Below are 15,690 nucleotides of genomic sequence, written 5' to 3'. Positions count from 1 at the left end.
CCCCCTAACCGTGGTTGAAGAATTGCTGGACCTGGTCGGCCGTCGGCATCTGACCGGTGGAGACCATCTGCAGCAGCTGGTTCTTGACGGCCTCCGCGTCGAACCCGTTGGACGACGCGCTGTTGACGCCCGCCCCGAAGGAGGGCAGTGAGGGTGAGCCCTTCACCTCGGCCGGCTGTGAGGCCTCCAGACGCTCCCGGTCGTTGACCGTGCTCGCCGCGAGCCAGCTCTCCACGAGGTTGAGGAGGGTGTCGTACTCGGCCCGACTGAACACCGACCGCTGTCCGTTGGCCTTGGAGGGTGGCGGGAACATCGGGTCCTTGGGCAGGCTGGCGGCGATGTCCTTGGCCTTGGACGCCAGCAGATCGAGGATGGCCTTGCCGGTGCTGGCGAGCGCCCGGTGCTTGGAGATCTCCGGCACCGCACCGTTGTTCATCGCGGCCACCCGTTCCACGACCTGCCAGGGCCCCTGGACGCCGTAGGCCTTCTGCACCTCGGGATGCTGGATGATGGCGACGCACTGGCGGACCTGGTTACCGACGCGTTTGGCCGCGAACTGGGTGTAGGCCCAGCCGTGGAGCGAGGCGTAGGCGAGCAGGTCGCGGGCCGTCTTGCGGACCGCGGCGTCCCGTGGCTGGGCACTGGGCCGGCCGTCCCCCGGGGTGAGGTACTCGCTGAGGTACTGGGCGCGGTCGCGCTCGGAGGTCGCGGAGCAGAAGCGCAGGATGTGTGCGGACAGCTCCTCGATCCGCTCGTACTGGATCTGCCGGGCGGCCGCGTCGAGCCGGTCACGGGCGTTCCAGACGTACGCGTCGAAGAGCCGGCCCGAGTTCTCGCCGACCGGCAGCACCCCGTCCGACCAGTCCTGTGCCGCCTGGTCGCAGGCGGCGATGAGCTGCGTGTTCTCCAGCTCGCTGGTCGCGTAGATCATGCCGACCGCGCGGATGTTGGCGGGCTCCACCTCCGCCTGTGCCGTGTCGTCGGTGACGATGTCGGGCAGGTCGAGGGAGTCGTAGACCGGTGTCTTAGCCACGAAGTCGTCATGGGCGCTGCGCACCTTGGCGACGAAGTTGTCGTCCACCGGGCCGCGGTCGATGACCTCGTCGGAGACCGCGGAGATCTCCTGGACGGTGGGCTTGGTGTCATTGGCGGCCTTCAACCGGTTGATCTGGTACGCCACCCGCGCATAGACATCCAGTCGGCGCCATCGCTTCTTGACGTCCACGGTCTCGACAAGTTCGAAGCCCTCGTTGAACTGCTCGACGAAGGCGTCCTCGAACCCCGGGCTCGTCGGCTCGTCGTAGCTCCCCAGCAGCAGCGAGCCGGCGACGTGGGCCGCCTGTGCCTTGTCGAGCGGGTCGTTCTGGGGGTCGGCGTTTCGGTCCTTGGCCAGTTGATAGATCGCGGACCTGTACTTTGAGGGGTCGAACGTCTCGGGCAGGCCCCGGGGGTCGTAGTCGTACTCTCCCCGGTAGATTCCGTCGTTGTCGGCCATGTCGATTCCCTTCTTGTCGCTTGCGCCTCCTTCGGTGGCCGATGCGCTCCACCATTCCTCGACGTGACGCTCGTCGGAGCCGGCGGGCCGCCCCAGCGCCAGCCGGGCGCGTGCGTGCCGTATCTCCTCCGGGGTGTCCTGCCAGGTGGGCTCGTCCATGGCGGCGGCGAGTAACTGGACCAGTAGTCCGCGAAGTTCAGCACTGTTGTCCCGTACGGAGTCGTCGACCTTGGTGCGCACGCGCTGCAGCCGCTGCCGCAGTGGTTTGTCGGCGGCGTCCCAGATGTTCAGCACCCGGTCGGCGATCGCCTGGAACTCCGCAGTCCCCACGTCCGGGTGGAGCCCGGGGTAGAGCGTCTGGTAGGCGAGCAGGGCCAGCCGCTCCGGCACGTTCGGTCGGTCAGCCATGGCGTTCTCCTTCTGCCGCGGGAGCGGAGGTGTACGAGCCGGAGTCGAAGGCCTCGAGCGCGCCGGCGATGTCCAGCACGCCGGCACCCACCTCGTGCGCCGGTGAAGCGGAGGGACGGGCAGAGCGGGTCAGGAGCTCGGTGACGGCGGCGGCGGAGACCGGCCGGCCACGGCGCCGGGCCCGTGCCACCAGCAGGGCGGCGGCGCCGGCCACGAAGGGAGCCGCGTGCGAGGTGCCGCTGCTGCGCCGGTAGCCGCGTCGGCCCACGCTCACCACGTTCTCGCCGGGAGCGCTCAGCGTGATCGGGGCGCCGTAGCTGCTGAACGGCGACCGGAGCCCGCGTGCCCCGACCGACCCCACGGCGATGACATGCCGGTCGGCGGCCGGATAGAACACGTCGGGCAGGCCGGAGTTGCCGGCCGCCGCGACCAGTACGCAGCCGTGCCGGGTGGCGTACTCCAGCACGGCGGCGTGCGGCCTGGGGCTCGCCGGATCCAGGTCGGTGGCGGGGGTCCCGAAGCTCATGTTGATCACGTCGGCGCCGAGATCACACGCGATCTTCAATCCGGCGTCGATGTCTCCCACGGCTCCGACTCCCACGACGCCCCGGTCACCCTCGTCGAGCGCTCCGGCCAGCACTCTGACGGGCAGCAGCAGGGAGCGTCCCGCGGTGCCGGCGGGGAGCTGCCAGCCCTGCGCGGCGATGACTCCGGCGACATGGCTGCCGTGGCCGACGTCGTCGGAGGGCGAGAAGTCACGTCCGCTGCTGTCGCCGACGAGCGTCATGGTGGAGCTGATCCGGCCGAGGCCCAGGTCGACCGCGTCATAGCCCATGAGCAGCTTGCGCTGGAACTCGGCGTGGCCCAGGGCGATCCCGGTGTCGACGACGGCGACGGTCACGCGTTCGTCGCCAGGTTCCATCGCCAGGGCCTCGGCGGACCTCACGAGGCGGTGCGGGGCCTCGATCTCCCGTTGGGAGGGAGGCTGCGCGGCGGTCCGTGCGGTGGTGCCGCCGGTCGCCGTCCCGGGGGCGGTGGCCAGCAGCTCGCGGGCCGCCGACGCGACGCCCGGGAGTTCGCGCAGACGCTCGACCACGGCATCGGCCGCCGCGGGATCGGCCAGCCGCAACCGGTAGGTCCGCGACAGACCGAGGCTCTCTTCGAGGGCGTCGTATCCGCTGCCCCGGGCCCCCACCCTCCCCACGTTGCGCCGGGAGGGGAAGAGTGCCGTGGCCCGGAACGCGCCGGCGGCACCCGTCAGCGTGCGGTCGATCCTGCCGCCGTCGAGTGTCGACGCCGAGCGGGCCGCGCCGACGAGCACGTCGAGGTGGGCCGGGACATGCCCTCGACCGGCGCCCGGCTCCAGGGTGAGCACCACGTGCGCGGTGCGGCGGCGGTCGGTCATGCCGGGCTCCAGGGGTCGTCGGAGCGCGGCTCGGTCACGGTTTCGGTCTCCAGCTGGAACGCGAGGGTCTCGGCATCCGCGAACCCCAGCTCCAGGCGGCCGCGCGGCACCAAATCCCCCAGGTCGAGGACCACGTGATCGTCGCTCGCCTCCACGACCGGCACGGCCATTCCTTCCAGGCTGGCGCTTCCGCCGTTCTGCAGCGCCTTCAGGTTGGAGCCGTCCAGGCGCAGCCGTCGAGTCCCCCGCGGCACACGCAGCGAAGGTTCTCGTACGGCGTCGTCGAGCGCCGGTCGTGCGGGCGGCGCTGCCGGTTCGGACGGTTCGGGGGCGGGCGCCGGTGTCAGTCGGTCGACCCTGGGTCTGCTCGCCTGGAGGGCGGCGCGCAGCCGGTTCACGGGCACGTTCGCGAAGCGGGCGACCGCGCCCTCCCCGGAGGAAGCGCTCAGCCGTTTGAGCTGGGCGGCGTTGCGGACCCCGATCTTCTCCAGACGGCGCTGGTCCTCAGGCGGGATCCCCAGTTCGTCGAGCGAGGGACCCTGTGTCTCGGACAGCCGGATGGTGTTCTCGTCGATCGCCGAGCGGGTGATCGTCGTGAAGCCGATGGAGACGGAGCTGGCCCCGGTCTCGTTCGGCCCGGAGCTGCGCAGCCGCACGTCTCCCTGTTCGTCCAGCTCGACGAACACCTGGAGGGTCAGCGAGAAGTCCTTGATGGCGTACGTCAGCGGCCTGTTGACGGCCTTCAGACGCAACGCGTCCTGGGTGCGGTCGAGTTGGGACGTGAGGGCTTCGAGGAACTCCTCGACGCGGAAGCTGCCGTCACCGCTCATCGGCCCCCTCCTCGTCCGTCACGGGGCCGATCACCAGGTGTCCTTGGTGCACGACCGGCTGGAAGCCGGACTGCCACTGCGACTGCGGCACTCTGGCGAAGAAGGTCAGACCGTCGGGGCCGGTCCTTGTGGTCGCCTCCAGCGGAACACGCAGTTCCGCGGAGTCGATCCGCAGCCCCTCGCCGCCGGCCGGCTCGATCGCCGTGACCAGGTCGACGAGGGTGCGATGCAGTTCCGGCCAGTTCATGAGCGCGGACTCCAGGGGTCGTCCGACGGCGGCCGGGCCGGGAGCGACTGAGGCTGTGGCTGGGCGGGCGGCGCCGGGGCCGCGCCGTTCGGGGCCTCAGGCGCCTGAGGGCGCTCGGTCACGGGCACGGTGGCGTGTTCGTTGATGAGCTGGATGGCGTTGGAGTCGGCGAACCGCTCCAGTGGCAGGTAGTCGGTGCTGAACCTGACCTTGACCTCGCCGGTGAGATCGGTCCTGAGGTTGATGTCGCTCTGGGCGTTGACGCTCGCGGTATTGACCATGATCCCCTGGCCGGAGAAGCGCGATCGCGTCGAGCCGCCCGCCAGGGTGCCGAGGCTGTTGCGGGTGGAGTCGAAGGTGATGCCGGTCGTCTCCGAGGCGTCGATGTGGAACTGGAGCTTCGCGTTGATCTCTCCGTCGTTGACGACGATCCGGTTCAGTCCCAGGAGCACCATCGTGGCCAGCGTCTGGTGGCGTTGCTCCGCGATCGACCTGCGCACGGCCGGGACGACGACCTGTTCCACCGAGTCCGGGTCGAGTTGGTCGGACGTCTCGAAGCCGAGGTCCTGGAAGAAGGTCGGCAGCGGCTCGGTGAGGCGGGTGCGGTCGACCCGGAGTGCCGCGCTGCCGGTCGTCGTGTCCTTGTGGAACACGTCCGAGTAGCGGTCGACCAAGTAGTCCTTGGCCGCGTCGTCGGTGACGTTGTCGCGCATGTAGTCGTCGACGGTCTTGGCCACTTCCTGCAGCAGCGTCGCGTAGGCCTCCATCTGTTGGATGGTGGCGTCGACGATGGCCTGGAAGGTGCCCTTGACCAGGGCGGCCACGAAGGACGGGAAGTCGATCGCGTTGAGCGTCGCGCGAGCCACTTCGCCGACGCGCCCCACGCTCCCGCCGGAGGCCGCCGTGCTGCGCGAAACGGGTTGCGGCCGCGGGTCAACCGGCGCCCGGGATCCCTCACCGACGTATCCGCCGATCCGGTCCAGAGAGCCGGTGAGTTCCCGCCGCGTCGCGGGGTCGAGTGCTCTGAAGGCGGGCGATGCCTCGAGCGCCGTGCCCACGGCACGGACGACGGCGGCGGGGTCATTGGCCGTGGTCATACGGCCTGGTCTCCCAGGGGCAGCTCGTCGCCGACCCTCTCGTCACGGCTGAGCCGGATCATGCGGTCGCCCCAGGGCTGCCCGGTCGCCCGCCGGGCCAGGGTGTCCACCATCTGACGGTAGCTCAGCACCGGCACAGGGCTCCCCGGCACCAGATCGGGCCGCCCCCGGATCGCCCCGGCCAGCGCCGCATGGGTCAGCGGGCCGAACTGCTGGTCCACCAGCAGGTCCGGCTGGGAGCGTTGGAAGCTCTCCACGTCCTCGAACCCCAGCCCGGTCAGGGCGGCCTGGAGCAGCACGGGAGTCTGCAGCGGGCCGACGGTCTCGATCACCCACGCCAGTCCCCCGGTGACGCCCCGGTGCGCCACCCGGTCGAAGATCATGGCGAGCCCTCGTTCCGTAGCGAGTCCCAGGTCCGCCGCAAACCGCACCACGGGATCCAGATACAGACCGGCGGCCAGTTCGATCTGGGCGCTCTGACACACTCGTGCGGCGCCCGCGGCGGCGAATAGGGACAGCCAGGGCTCCTCCCACAGGTCCACCCCGTCGACCGGTTGCACGCGCACACTGCGGCCGCCCTCGACGTCCCGGGACAAGGGTCCCGGCCGGCTGGTGACAGCGAGCAGTTCGCCCGACGCCGGGCCGAAGAACTCGGCGAACAGGTCCGCGTTCCGCCCCCGCAGGAGGGTAAGGAGCTGGCCGAGTTCTCCGGAGTCCTGGGAGAAACCGCCGAGCCCGAACGAGAGGCCGAGATGGTGGCGTTGGTAGGCCGGGTGGTCGGTGCCGGCCCGGCCCGCGTACTCGCCGTCCGGGTTGACCGCGGCGTACAGCTCGCGGTCGGGCCCGACGAAAGCCTCCACGACGTCCCTCTTCTGCGCCGGGGTGAGCATGGGCGACGCGGGACGCCAGTCGGCCGGAGACCCCGCGATGACCGGGGCGGGTGCCGAGGGCGCGGAGGCGCGGCTGCCGGCGCCGAGTTCGTCGTACTCGTCGTCGGCCGCGTAGACGGGCGATTCGACGCCCAGCAGGGCAGCGGGCTCCTCCTCCGGCTTGTCGAAGCCACCTCCGAGCTCTGTGGCCTCGGGCCATTCCCCCCATTCGTCCTCGTAGCCGATGAGGTCGGCCGCCGCCTGCGCCGACGGGGCGGGCCGGGGCGGGACCGACGGTCCAGGGGCCGCCGGGGGCGGAGGGCGCAGCTCCGGAGGTATGTCCGGGACCGGGGAGGAGACGGACATCCGGTAGTCGTAGCCGTCCTCACCCTCAGCCCGGTCGGTCGCCGGGTCGGGACGCGCCGGTGCGGCGGCGGCATGTACGGGGGTCTGTGGCCGGCGCGGCGGACCGCCGTGGGCCAGCAGCGGTGCCCTGCGCTCCGCCGCCTGCGGATACCCGGCCCCAGCCCGGCGCGCACCGGGGCGGAGCATGCCGAGCGGGACGCCCAGCGACTCGGTCAGTGTGTGTCCGGCGAATCCCGGTGCCATGGCCACCGATGGCGCGGAGCGGGAGAGGGCGACGGGGTCGGCGGCCGGGACCGCTCCAGCGCCCAGCTGGTCGGCGTAGCCGACGAGGGTGTAGTAGATCTGCCCGCCGGACGGGGTGGCGTCGGCGAAGGCGCGGATCACCTGTACCGGTGCCACGTAGCGCCCCTGGGCCTGGCTCGCCCTGCGCAGGCCGTCCTGCCGTCCGGCATAGAAGTTCTCGGGGGTCCGGCGGGCGCTGTGCTCGGGGGCGAACAGGGTGTGGTCGGTAGTGAGGACCACTTCGTAGTACGGCAGTCCCGCGCAGTCCAGCGCGAAGGTGAGGCTGGGGAAGGAGTTGGTCAGTCGGCGTGTGGTCGCCCGGATCCACGGGTGACCGTTCGGGGCGCTCACCGGGGCCGCGGTGAAGGCGAGTTCCTCCGCCCCCGGCGCTGCCGGTGCGAGCTGCCCCGTCTCGGGTTCGACCGCCAGCAGACCGGCGATGTCGATCAGGCCGGGATCCCAGTGCACGTTGGGCGCGGGAACGTGCTGGTGCCCCAGCCAGCCTGCGGAGTCGAGCCAGGCCGCGTCGTCCAGTCGAACGGCCCCCGTGAGCCCGTAGGCGCTCTCCCCGGCGAAGGCGTGGTGCGACACCCGGCCGACTCCAGTGGCCGTCTCGATCCAGCGCATCAGCCGTCCCAGCCCCTGGAAAAGTTCGGGGTCGGCCGTGGCCAGGCGCGGGGAGTTCTCGGCCCGTCCGATGATCTCGATCTGCACGCAACCGTGCCGGTTGGTCTGCACCGTGTCGGAGCGCTTGAGGGCCTTGGCCGCCAAGGTCACCGGGTAGTGCTGCCACACGGTGACCGGCGCGCCGGGACCGTCGCGGCCGATAGTGAAGTGCGGCGGGTTGTCGAAGGCGGGCAGCGCATCGGACGGTTTCTCGGTGGTGTGCAGGACGCCCCGGCGGGTGCTCGTCGTAAAGGAGCCGCCGCTCCTGGCCTGCTGGATGTCGCGCACGGCCCACGGATGCCAGCCGGAGGTGGCGGCGGTCCCGGTGAAGCCGTCGGCGGCGGTGCGCGTGCCCTCGCCGACCAGGCCGTCGACCTCGATCGCGGCAGAGTACTGAAAGGCCTTGACCGCGTGTTCGGTCGGGTCGTCGAAGACGCCCGTGGGCGTGGTGCGGTCGACCAGGAACCCTCGGTCGATCAGCCACTGCTGGAGTTCGCCGACCTCGTCCCCGGTCGACCCGGCGCGCAGGATTCCGTTACCGAACGTCATCTGGTCCTCCAGTTCCGCGCCCGCGGCTCAAGGACGGGTGCCATCAGCGCCTCCAGCCGCGGGGTCGGAACGATGCCGATCTCACGGCGCACGGTGTGCCGGTAGGACTCGTACTGACGTAACGCCTCGGCTTCGTCGCCCGCGGCCAGGTGAGCCCGGATGAGGACGCGGTACGAGCTCTCCCGGAACGGTCCCCCGGCGACGGCCGCCACACCCAGCTCGATCGCGCCCGGGACGTCCCCCTGGTCGAGCAGGCGCGTGCTGAGTGCCTCGATGGCGTGCAGGCGCAGTTGCCTGAGCCGCTCCCGCTCCGGTTCGATCCATGGCTCGGACCAGCCCGGCAGCAGGTCGGCGTCAGCCAGCAGGCTGGTGACGGCGGCGCGGTCGGGCAGTGGGGATCCCTCGACGACCCGTTGGGCCATGGCCGTGATCACGTGGACGTCCACTGTCACCCCCCGCCCGAGCGCAAGGCTCGTCCCGGCGCACTCGACCAGACCGGGACTCGCCAGACGCACCGCGGACAGCGCCGACCGGAGACTCCCGGCCGCCCGCTCGTGATCGCTGTACGGCCAGAGGTGGAGCGCGGCGCTGTGCCGCATCACCGGTTTCCTCATCAGCGCCACAAATGACAGCAACCGTCTCGGGCCGAGGCCGACGGAGAGCGAACGCGATCCCGACCTGAGAGCGAACCCGCCCAGCAACCCGAGTCGCGGGCCGGTGGCGCGTCGGTGCTCGTGGCCGCCCACGACCGTCCGTCCTTGCCCGGCCGGGACCGCGAGCACGGTGTCCGAGGAGGGATCCATGCCGACCGACAATGCCACGCCCGCGTCCTGCCCTCGTCCACGATGCGTTGCTTCAGCGTCATCACGGCGTCAACAGGCCCCGTGCAACGCGTAGTTGTCAGTCGGGTTCCGCCGCATCGTCCCCAGCTGCCCCTGCCGCCTCGCCGTCGACCTCCAACTGCTGCAACCAGTCGAGGAGTTGGCACGCAGCGGCCACGGCCGAGCCGGTCACGACCTGCGCCTGCCCGTAGCTCCCGTCACGGAGCATCCGGACACGCAACCGACCGTCCTCGGTCCAGGCGCGTACCACGACCACCGTCCACCGCGGCGAAGAGACCACGGCTGAGGATGGACCACGCTCCGTCGTACTCCTGTCTCTGCAGCGTGAATGGATTGTTCGCAGTCTGCCCCGGAGACGTTGACTGCCCTGCGACGACAGGTCCACGATGAAGTGCTTGTCGGCCCGCCCGGCCGTGGATGCAGGGAGACCGTCCGGGCGGGGGTGCGATCGCGGGGGCCCTCCGCGTCGTACGTGCCGATCGGGGGCGGCCGAAGGGGGCGGGCACATGCAGGAGACAGCCGAGCCACCACGGGTACTGCTCAACGTGCTGGGGACCTTTGCGGTCCTCGTCGACGGGAAACCGGTTCAACTGCCGTTCCAGGCCCAGCGGGTTCTGGGATGCCTCGCCGCAGTAAAACCGGCACAGTCCCGAGCCGAACTCGCCGGCCGATTGTGGACGGACAGCCCGCAGGACCACGCGATGGCCTCTTTGCGGAACGCCCTGTGGCGGATTCGAAGCGGCGGACCGCTCATTCGCAGCTTCCGCAGGAGTGTCGCTCTGGATCCGCAGGTGTGGACGGACATCGCATACGCCCGCCGTTGCGCAGCGCAGATCGAACTCGGCTCTCACACGCGCCCGAGTGCACCCACCATCGACATACTCGACAACGACCTGCTCCCCGGATGGGACGACGAGTGGCTGATCGTTGAGCGTGAGCGGCTGCGGCAGTTACGTATCCACGCACTGGAAGCCATAGGTCTCGCGTTGATCCGACAGGGCCGGTATGCACAGGCGATCCAGGCGGCGCTGGCCGCGGTGCGTGCCGAGCCCTTGCGCGAGAGCGCCCAGACTGTGTTGGTGAGCGCGCATCTCGGCGAGGGGAACGTCAGCGAGGCATTACGTCAACTGGAAACCTACCGTCAGCTGCTCGCCAGAGAACTGGGCCTGCGGCCCTCCGAGCGGATTGAGGCGCTGCTCGCAACAACGACTGCGCGCTCTCGGCTCTGCTACTGCGCCGACGGCACGGGCACAGGAGAGTGACGACTGCGTTGGGACTCAAGAGCGTCCGGACGCAGGATCACCACACCCTCGCGCGCGTAGACCGTGCGCCAGCCGCCTGCTTCGGCGTCGCGTCCTCCGCGAGCGCGTCGGCGAATACCGCCTCCTCCTCACCGACACCGCCACCCCAGGCCTGGGCGCTGACAAGGACGAGGGACGGTACGTGTACGACAAAGCCGGCTTCGAAACATGCGCCGACCTCACCACGGCCGCTGACGGAGCGCCGCTCGCCGAGGGACTGTGGGACATCTCCCTCGCCATCGGCGCACAGGGCCTGACCACGGAGGTCCGCATCGGCAGCAAGCGCGCCGGTGACGTCTCCGGCAAGGCGCGCACACAGGTCGTCGCAGCGGGCGAAGAGCTCCGTGCCGTTACTCTCTACACCACCGAGCCGCACGGCAACTTCACCCTCGACCTCGGCGAACACAAGTACGACGCGGCGCGAACGCGAGGTGGCGGGAGCCTGACCCTGGTCTCAGCGGGTTGTTGGCGGTCGGCGCCCACCGAGCCTGGCGGGCGCGAGGCCCGGACTGTTTACCTGACCGTTTGAGCAGGCCGACCGCGGCCAAGACTAGAAGACCGTCGACCGACAGCGGCCACAGCGAGGTGGCTTTGACAGTGGGTCGTGGCCCCACTTGACGGTCAGGGCTGGCTCCACTGGTACCGTGACTTCTTCATGCCCATATTCAGATCAGTCTCCCCAAAGGGGTGTGACCGAGATACGCGTCAAAGGGGCAACGGGATGATCTGAAACCTCTGACAGGTCTTCTACGGGGCTGAGACCACGGCAGCCTGTTCGTCGTGCTCGCGCAGCATCCGCATTACGGTCGCCGGCGACGGATGCTGGCCCTTCTTCTTGCCTGTGGTGATGACGAGCCGCTTGGCCATGTCGCGCAGGCTCATCTCCTGCTCCCGCAGGTGCAGAGACATGGACAGCACGGATTCGTCTGCGACGCTGGCGCCGCCGATGGTCTTGCCGCGCTTGCGGGCGGACTCGTGTCCTTCCAGGGTGCGGTCGCGGATGTACTCGCGCTCCATCCCGGACATAGCCGCGAGCACGGTGAACACGATGCCGGAGGGGTCGTGCGATCCCTTCAGTTCCCCGGTGAGGAACTCCAGGCCGACGTCGCTCGCCTTCAGTTCCTCGGCGAGCATGGCGAGTTCGATGCCGCGGCCGAGTCGTTGGTGCTCGTGGACGACGAGAGTGACGGCGACGCCGGAGGAGCGGATCTCCCCGGCGAGCTTGACGGCGGCCTCCAGTTCGGGGCGCTGGGTGGCACGGGTGGAGATCTTCTCCGAGAAGACCCGGGTGACCCCGGCCTCGGCAAGGGAGTCGAGCTGTGCGTCGAGGGACTGCCGGGCGGTTGAGGCCCGTGCGTAGCCGAGCCGGACGTGCCCGACCGGTTCGGCGCCGGCGCTCACCGGCCGGGGCAGCTCGGTCCACACCGACCCCGGCCTGCGTACGGCGTTGGGGTCGGCACGCTGAGCGCCTTCGCGAGTTGGGGTACGAGGCGGAAGCGTGCGGCGTGGTACTGGATGGCCACCTTGCCCTTGCCGGTCCGGCAGGGGGACCCCGAGGGGGCGGCACAGGTGGACATCGGGCAGTCGTGCGATTCCACGCGCTTGAAGTCGTCGCTCACGAACCCGGAGCGTTTCCTGAGGCTGTTTCAGGCGTCCAGCAGTTCGCAACAACTCATGAAACACGATCACCGCAGGGTGAACCACCGGGCGGGCGGGTGTTTCATGAGCGACCGCCTATGAAACGCAAATTGGAGCCCGATGGCGATCAGCCTCACATGGAGATACCCAAGGGATCACGCTCAGCTACATGTCGGTTGGATCGCCGCTCGTTAACGGCACGCCTCTGTCGTGGGATCCTCTCGGCTGCCAGAGCACCCGGCCGCTATCCGCCGGGGGTCACGAGACCGGATTCGTACGCCACCACCACCGCTTGTGCCCTGCTGTCCAGGTCCAGTTTGTTCATCGTGCGGTTGAGGTGGGTCTTGACGGTGGCCTCGCTGATGTAGAGGCGGTCGGCGATCTCCGGGTTGGACAGGCCGCGTGCGATCAGTTTCAGCACCTCGAGCTCGCGGGAGGTCAAAGCATCCAGGTCCGCGGGCTGTTCGCTGGCGGTCTGGCGGGCGTACGCCTCGACCAGGCGGCGGGTGACGCTGGGCGCGAAGAGCGCGTCACCACCGGCGACCGCGGTCACCGCGGCGAGCAGCCGTTCGGGGCCGGAGTCCTTGAGCAGAAACCCGGAGGCTCCGGCGCGCAGCGCCCCGTACACGTACTCGTCGAGGTCGAAGGTGGTGAGCACCAGGATCCGAGGCGGGGGCTGCGCAGCCTGGGCGAGGATGCGTTCGGTGGCCTCGATGCCGCTCATGCCGGGCATCCGGATGTCCATCAGGATCACCTCGGGGGCGGTCTCGGCGGCGAGCGCCACGGCGTCCGCGCCATCGCTGGCCTCGCCGACCACTTCGATGCCGGGTGCGGCGTGCAGCAGCCCGACCAGTCCGGCCCGGATGAGGAACTGGTCGTCTACGACGAGCACGGTGGTCATGTGGTGGCGTCGTCCCCCCGCCCTGCGCCCCGCGCGGAGGTCGGCAGGGTCAGCCGCACGGCGAAGCCCCCTTGCTCCTGCGGGCCGATGCTGATCTGCCCGCCGTAGAGCTTGGCCCGCTCGCGCATGCCAAGCAAGCCATGCCCGCCGTCGCTCCGTACTCTGTCCGGAATCACCCCCTCTCCATCGTCCGTGACCGAAACGGTCACCTGATGCGGTTCATACCTCAGCCGTACCTCCGCACTCGCGCCGGGCGCGTGTTTCAGCACGTTGGTGAGCGCCTCCTGCACCACCCGGTAGGCACACAGTTCCACTCCGGGAGCCACGGGGCGCGGGGTGCCCTCCACGCTCAGGGCGACCGGGACCCCGCCGCCGCGGACGCGTTCGGCCATCTCGTCGAGGCGGGCCAGACCCGGCATCGGGCCGACCGGAGCACCGTCGTCGGCAGCGCGCAGCACCATGAGCATGCGGCGCAGCTCGTCGAGAGCCTCCTTGCCGGTGGCATCGATGGTGTCGAGCGCCGTACGCGCGGTCTGCCGGTCGGTGTCGAAGACGAACCGGGCGAGACCGGTCTGCACGGAGATCACGGACATGTGGTGGGCGACCACGTCGTGCAGTTCGCGGGCGATCCGGCCGCGTTCCTCGGCCACCTCGCGTCCGGCCCGCTCGGCCTGTTCCCGGCGCAGCTGCCGGGTCAGCTCGGTCGTTCGGCGGGCGACGACGCCGAACCGCCAGAGCACCGCCGGATAGACCACGGCCTGCCCGACGACGGACGGCCACGAGTCGGTGTGACTCACGGCACCCGCATAGATCCAGACCCCGCCCATCAGCGCGGCGCAGGGGACAGAGACGCGCAGCACTCGCAGGGAGGCGACGGTGTAGACGGCGAGCATGGGGCCGAAGCTGCACACCACGGCCCAGTAGCCGGTGGTGATGTACACCAGCCAGGTCGCGTGCACGAGGCAGCAGACCACGACCGGGGCCCGGCCGCGGACCACCAGCGGCAGATGGACCAGGACCACCAGCGCGTAGGCGGTCACGTCGAGCGGGTTTTGCCCCTGGCGCGCGGCCTCCGGTCCCAGCAACAGGGCCACACTGGTCAGCGCCGCCGCGATCAGCGCGTCGACGGCGAGGGGGCGGATCCGCATCGCAGCAGCGTAGGGCCGGTTCCGGTGGATGGGCGTCAAACTTCTGCGGTACCGCGGAAGTTGTAGGAACCGAGCGGCTACCGCGCTGGTCTGTGCGGGAGTTCAACCCCGCGTGGGACGCGGGTCGTACCGGGCGGACCGTACGTTCTGGGATCACAAGGATCCACCAGGGGGCTCCACAGCCCTCCTCTTTCCTCAAGGGGGAACCATGCCTGCACGAATCCCATCGCGCCTTGCGACTGGAAAGATAGCCATGGTGGCGTGTGCCACTGCGGCGGCCGTCATGGCATTCACCACGCCAGCCAGCGCCGTCACGCTCAGCTTCTATGCCAACGGCCCTGCCGACACAAGCCGCGGGTGTGAGATGACAACGAAGGGGTGGGGCACCTACAACTACTACGCGCATGGCGGCGTAAAGGGCGGCTACCAGGCATACGCTGGCGGGTTCGACGCATCGGAGCGCGATCTGTGCCCGGATGGGTACGGCGCTGCTCTGCACCTGACCTACTACAAGTGGGACGGCAACTCGTGGGACTTCAAGACTGCCAATCCGATCAAGGTGACCACCGGCGCCTACGACACCGTGTCACGCAGCTGGACTTTCACGGACGTGCGCGATGTGAAGGTCTATAGCTGCCGGCTCAACAGCTCCGGTGGAGTCTCGGCGTGCACCCGCGCAACCATGTACTAGCCAGATAGGCGGGCAGCTTCTCCTCCACCAACTCCCACGGCAGCAGCTGATCCGACCAGTCGGCGCACTCCTCCGAGCCGACCACGGCCACGTCGCCGGTGCGCAGCTCCTCGGCGAGGCAGGTGAACACCATCGCCTCGAAGTGCCGGCGGACGAACTGCCCCGGCCGCGTCCGGTCGGCCACGGCCTTCTGCCAGTTCTGCGTGGCAAACGAGATGTCGACCCGCTCACCGATCGCGCTGATCGCGCTGATGTACCCGCCGCGGGCGGCCTCGTTGCGCTGCGCGTGCGCGAGCGCGTCCAGCACCCGCCCGTCACGTGCGGACGGGGATCCTCAAGCGGCCGGTGCGCAGGGCGGTGACGGTGCTCGGCTGTCAGTGCGATCCGACACGGATCGAGCCCTCTTGCCGACGCGCTATCGAGGTGGCTCGGTGTCGTAGTCGTGCCGGGCCTGCTCGACCTTGTCCAGGTTGGCGGCAGCCCATCGGGCAAGGTGCGCGAAGAGTGGGGCCAGGCTGCGGCCCAGCTCGCTGATCTCGTACTCGACCCGAGGGGGACCTGCGGGTGGTACGTACGCACGACCATGCCGTCGCGTTCCAGCTGCCGCAGCCGCTGGGTCAGGACCTTCGGTGTGATCGTGCCGATCCGTCGTTCCAGCTCGACGAACCGCTGCCGGCCGTAGGTGTGCAGAGTCCACAGGATCGGCGTGGTCCACCGGCTGAACACGATGTCCACGACCGAACTGGTCGGACAGGCGAGTTCCGGATCGGTCGCAGCGCCTGCCACCCCGTCAGTGTCACCGGCCACGCACACCCCCTTCGGGATAGTCACTTTCCTCTAGGTACCTACTATATCGACGGTGTTAGCGTCAGCGTGTCGAGCGGAGAGCAGCTCTCCGCGGACGGTCCCACCCGCCCGGGTGGCGACAACCATGCCGAACGACACGGGAGTTGTT

The 15,690-nt window shown here is 69.8% G+C and carries 15 protein-coding genes and 1 pseudogene; 3 read left to right on the top strand and 13 right to left on the bottom strand.

What is annotated here, in order from left to right; all coding sequences use genetic code 11:
* Positions 1–4: 4 nt before the first annotated feature.
* The 8 genes from ABZO29_RS44795 to ABZO29_RS44760 all read right to left on the bottom strand — a co-directional run bounded on the left by ABZO29_RS44795 (position 5) and on the right by ABZO29_RS44760 (position 9,264).
* Positions 5–1,903: a hypothetical protein gene (locus ABZO29_RS44795; RefSeq protein WP_367325934.1), complete on the bottom strand. Its 1,899-nt coding sequence runs from the start codon at positions 1,901–1,903 to the stop codon at positions 5–7.
* Positions 1,896–3,308, bottom strand: a complete 1,413-nt coding sequence (locus ABZO29_RS44790; RefSeq protein WP_367325933.1) for a S8 family serine peptidase — start codon at positions 3,306–3,308, stop codon at positions 1,896–1,898. Before ABZO29_RS44790 ends, ABZO29_RS44795 begins: the two co-directional genes overlap by 8 nt.
* Positions 3,305–4,138, bottom strand: coding sequence for a hypothetical protein (locus tag ABZO29_RS44785; protein WP_367325932.1), 834 nt, complete (start codon positions 4,136–4,138; stop codon positions 3,305–3,307). The genes ABZO29_RS44790 and ABZO29_RS44785 overlap by 4 nt, the downstream gene beginning before the upstream one ends.
* Positions 4,128–4,385, bottom strand: coding sequence for a hypothetical protein (locus ABZO29_RS44780; protein WP_367325930.1), 258 nt, complete (start codon positions 4,383–4,385; stop codon positions 4,128–4,130). The genes ABZO29_RS44785 and ABZO29_RS44780 overlap by 11 nt, the downstream gene beginning before the upstream one ends.
* Positions 4,382–5,482 (bottom strand): hypothetical protein, encoded by a 1,101-nt coding sequence (locus tag ABZO29_RS44775; RefSeq protein WP_367325929.1) that lies wholly within the window; start codon positions 5,480–5,482, stop codon positions 4,382–4,384. Before ABZO29_RS44775 ends, ABZO29_RS44780 begins: the two co-directional genes overlap by 4 nt.
* A complete protein-coding gene (locus ABZO29_RS44770) occupies positions 5,479–8,214 on the bottom strand; it encodes a peptidoglycan-binding protein (RefSeq protein WP_367325928.1) in 2,736 nt (911 codons plus the stop codon). Before ABZO29_RS44770 ends, ABZO29_RS44775 begins: the two co-directional genes overlap by 4 nt.
* On the bottom strand, positions 8,211–9,035 hold the full coding sequence (locus tag ABZO29_RS44765) for a BTAD domain-containing putative transcriptional regulator (protein ID WP_367325927.1): 825 nt from the start codon (positions 9,033–9,035) through the stop codon (positions 8,211–8,213). The genes ABZO29_RS44770 and ABZO29_RS44765 overlap by 4 nt, the downstream gene beginning before the upstream one ends.
* Positions 9,036–9,114: 79 nt before the next feature.
* Positions 9,115–9,264, bottom strand: a complete 150-nt coding sequence (locus ABZO29_RS44760; RefSeq protein ID WP_367325926.1) for a hypothetical protein — start codon at positions 9,262–9,264, stop codon at positions 9,115–9,117.
* A gap of 298 nt (positions 9,265–9,562) precedes the next feature.
* On the opposite strand from ABZO29_RS44760, the gene ABZO29_RS44755 reads away from it, so the two are divergent.
* Positions 9,563–10,318 carry a BTAD domain-containing putative transcriptional regulator gene (locus ABZO29_RS44755; RefSeq protein WP_367325925.1) on the top strand — a complete coding sequence of 252 codons (756 nt, stop codon included), beginning with the start codon at positions 9,563–9,565 and terminating at the stop codon, positions 10,316–10,318.
* 181 nt (positions 10,319–10,499) lie between these two features.
* Entirely contained in the window at positions 10,500–10,886 is a 387-nt protein-coding gene (locus tag ABZO29_RS44750; RefSeq protein ID WP_367325924.1) for a hypothetical protein, read from the top strand.
* A gap of 218 nt (positions 10,887–11,104) precedes the next feature.
* Here the strand turns inward: ABZO29_RS44750 and ABZO29_RS44745 are convergent, their stop codons facing one another.
* The 3 genes from ABZO29_RS44745 to ABZO29_RS44735 form a co-directional block, all read right to left on the bottom strand.
* Complete coding sequence (locus ABZO29_RS44745) at positions 11,105–11,782, bottom strand: recombinase family protein (RefSeq protein WP_367325923.1); 678 nt, start codon at positions 11,780–11,782, stop codon at positions 11,105–11,107.
* 457 nt (positions 11,783–12,239) lie between these two features.
* Entirely contained in the window at positions 12,240–12,896 is a 657-nt protein-coding gene (locus ABZO29_RS44740) for a response regulator (RefSeq protein ID WP_367325922.1), read from the bottom strand.
* Positions 12,893–14,044: a sensor histidine kinase gene (locus ABZO29_RS44735; RefSeq protein ID WP_367325921.1), complete on the bottom strand. Its 1,152-nt coding sequence runs from the start codon at positions 14,042–14,044 to the stop codon at positions 12,893–12,895. Before ABZO29_RS44735 ends, ABZO29_RS44740 begins: the two co-directional genes overlap by 4 nt.
* Positions 14,045–14,327: 283 nt before the next feature.
* Here ABZO29_RS44735 and ABZO29_RS44730 point away from each other — a divergent pair, with 283 nt between their 5' ends.
* Positions 14,328–14,735, top strand: a complete 408-nt coding sequence (locus tag ABZO29_RS44730) for a hypothetical protein (protein ID WP_367325920.1) — start codon at positions 14,328–14,330, stop codon at positions 14,733–14,735.
* Here the strand turns inward: ABZO29_RS44730 and ABZO29_RS44725 are convergent.
* Together ABZO29_RS44725 and ABZO29_RS44720 are read right to left on the bottom strand one after the other, a co-directional pair.
* Positions 14,686–15,042 (bottom strand): hypothetical protein, encoded by a 357-nt coding sequence (locus tag ABZO29_RS44725; protein WP_367325919.1) that lies wholly within the window; start codon positions 15,040–15,042, stop codon positions 14,686–14,688. The genes ABZO29_RS44730 and ABZO29_RS44725 overlap by 50 nt on opposite strands.
* A gap of 108 nt (positions 15,043–15,150) precedes the next feature.
* Positions 15,151–15,542 (bottom strand): annotated as a pseudogene (locus ABZO29_RS44720) (winged helix-turn-helix transcriptional regulator).
* Positions 15,543–15,690 lie beyond the last annotated feature (148 nt).

Source organism: Streptomyces sp. HUAS ZL42 (genome assembly GCF_040782645.1).
Lineage (GTDB): Bacteria > Actinomycetota > Actinomycetes > Streptomycetales > Streptomycetaceae > Streptomyces.
This window is presented reverse-complemented; position numbering and strand designations above follow the sequence as displayed.

Bases quoted from the DNA above. Each gene is read 5' to 3' on its own strand.
- ABZO29_RS44740 (WP_367325922.1), bottom strand. From the start codon at position 12,896: ATGACCACCGTGCTCGTCGTAGACGACCAGTTCCTCATCCGGGCCGGA.
- ABZO29_RS44780 (WP_367325930.1), bottom strand. From the start codon at position 4,385: ATGAACTGGCCGGAACTGCATCGCACCCTCGTCGACCTGGTCACGGCG.
- ABZO29_RS44755 (WP_367325925.1), top strand. From the start codon at position 9,563: ATGCAGGAGACAGCCGAGCCACCACGGGTACTGCTCAACGTGCTGGGG.
- ABZO29_RS44790 (WP_367325933.1), bottom strand. From the start codon at position 3,308: ATGACCGACCGCCGCCGCACCGCGCACGTGGTGCTCACCCTGGAGCCG.
- ABZO29_RS44760 (WP_367325926.1), bottom strand. From the start codon at position 9,264: ATGCTCCGTGACGGGAGCTACGGGCAGGCGCAGGTCGTGACCGGCTCG.
- ABZO29_RS44730 (WP_367325920.1), top strand. From the start codon at position 14,328: ATGGCATTCACCACGCCAGCCAGCGCCGTCACGCTCAGCTTCTATGCC.
- ABZO29_RS44775 (WP_367325929.1), bottom strand. From the start codon at position 5,482: ATGACCACGGCCAATGACCCCGCCGCCGTCGTCCGTGCCGTGGGCACG.
- ABZO29_RS44795 (WP_367325934.1), bottom strand. From the start codon at position 1,903: ATGGCTGACCGACCGAACGTGCCGGAGCGGCTGGCCCTGCTCGCCTAC.
- ABZO29_RS44785 (WP_367325932.1), bottom strand. From the start codon at position 4,138: ATGAGCGGTGACGGCAGCTTCCGCGTCGAGGAGTTCCTCGAAGCCCTC.
- ABZO29_RS44770 (WP_367325928.1), bottom strand. From the start codon at position 8,214: ATGACGTTCGGTAACGGAATCCTGCGCGCCGGGTCGACCGGGGACGAG.
- ABZO29_RS44735 (WP_367325921.1), bottom strand. From the start codon at position 14,044: ATGCGGATCCGCCCCCTCGCCGTCGACGCGCTGATCGCGGCGGCGCTG.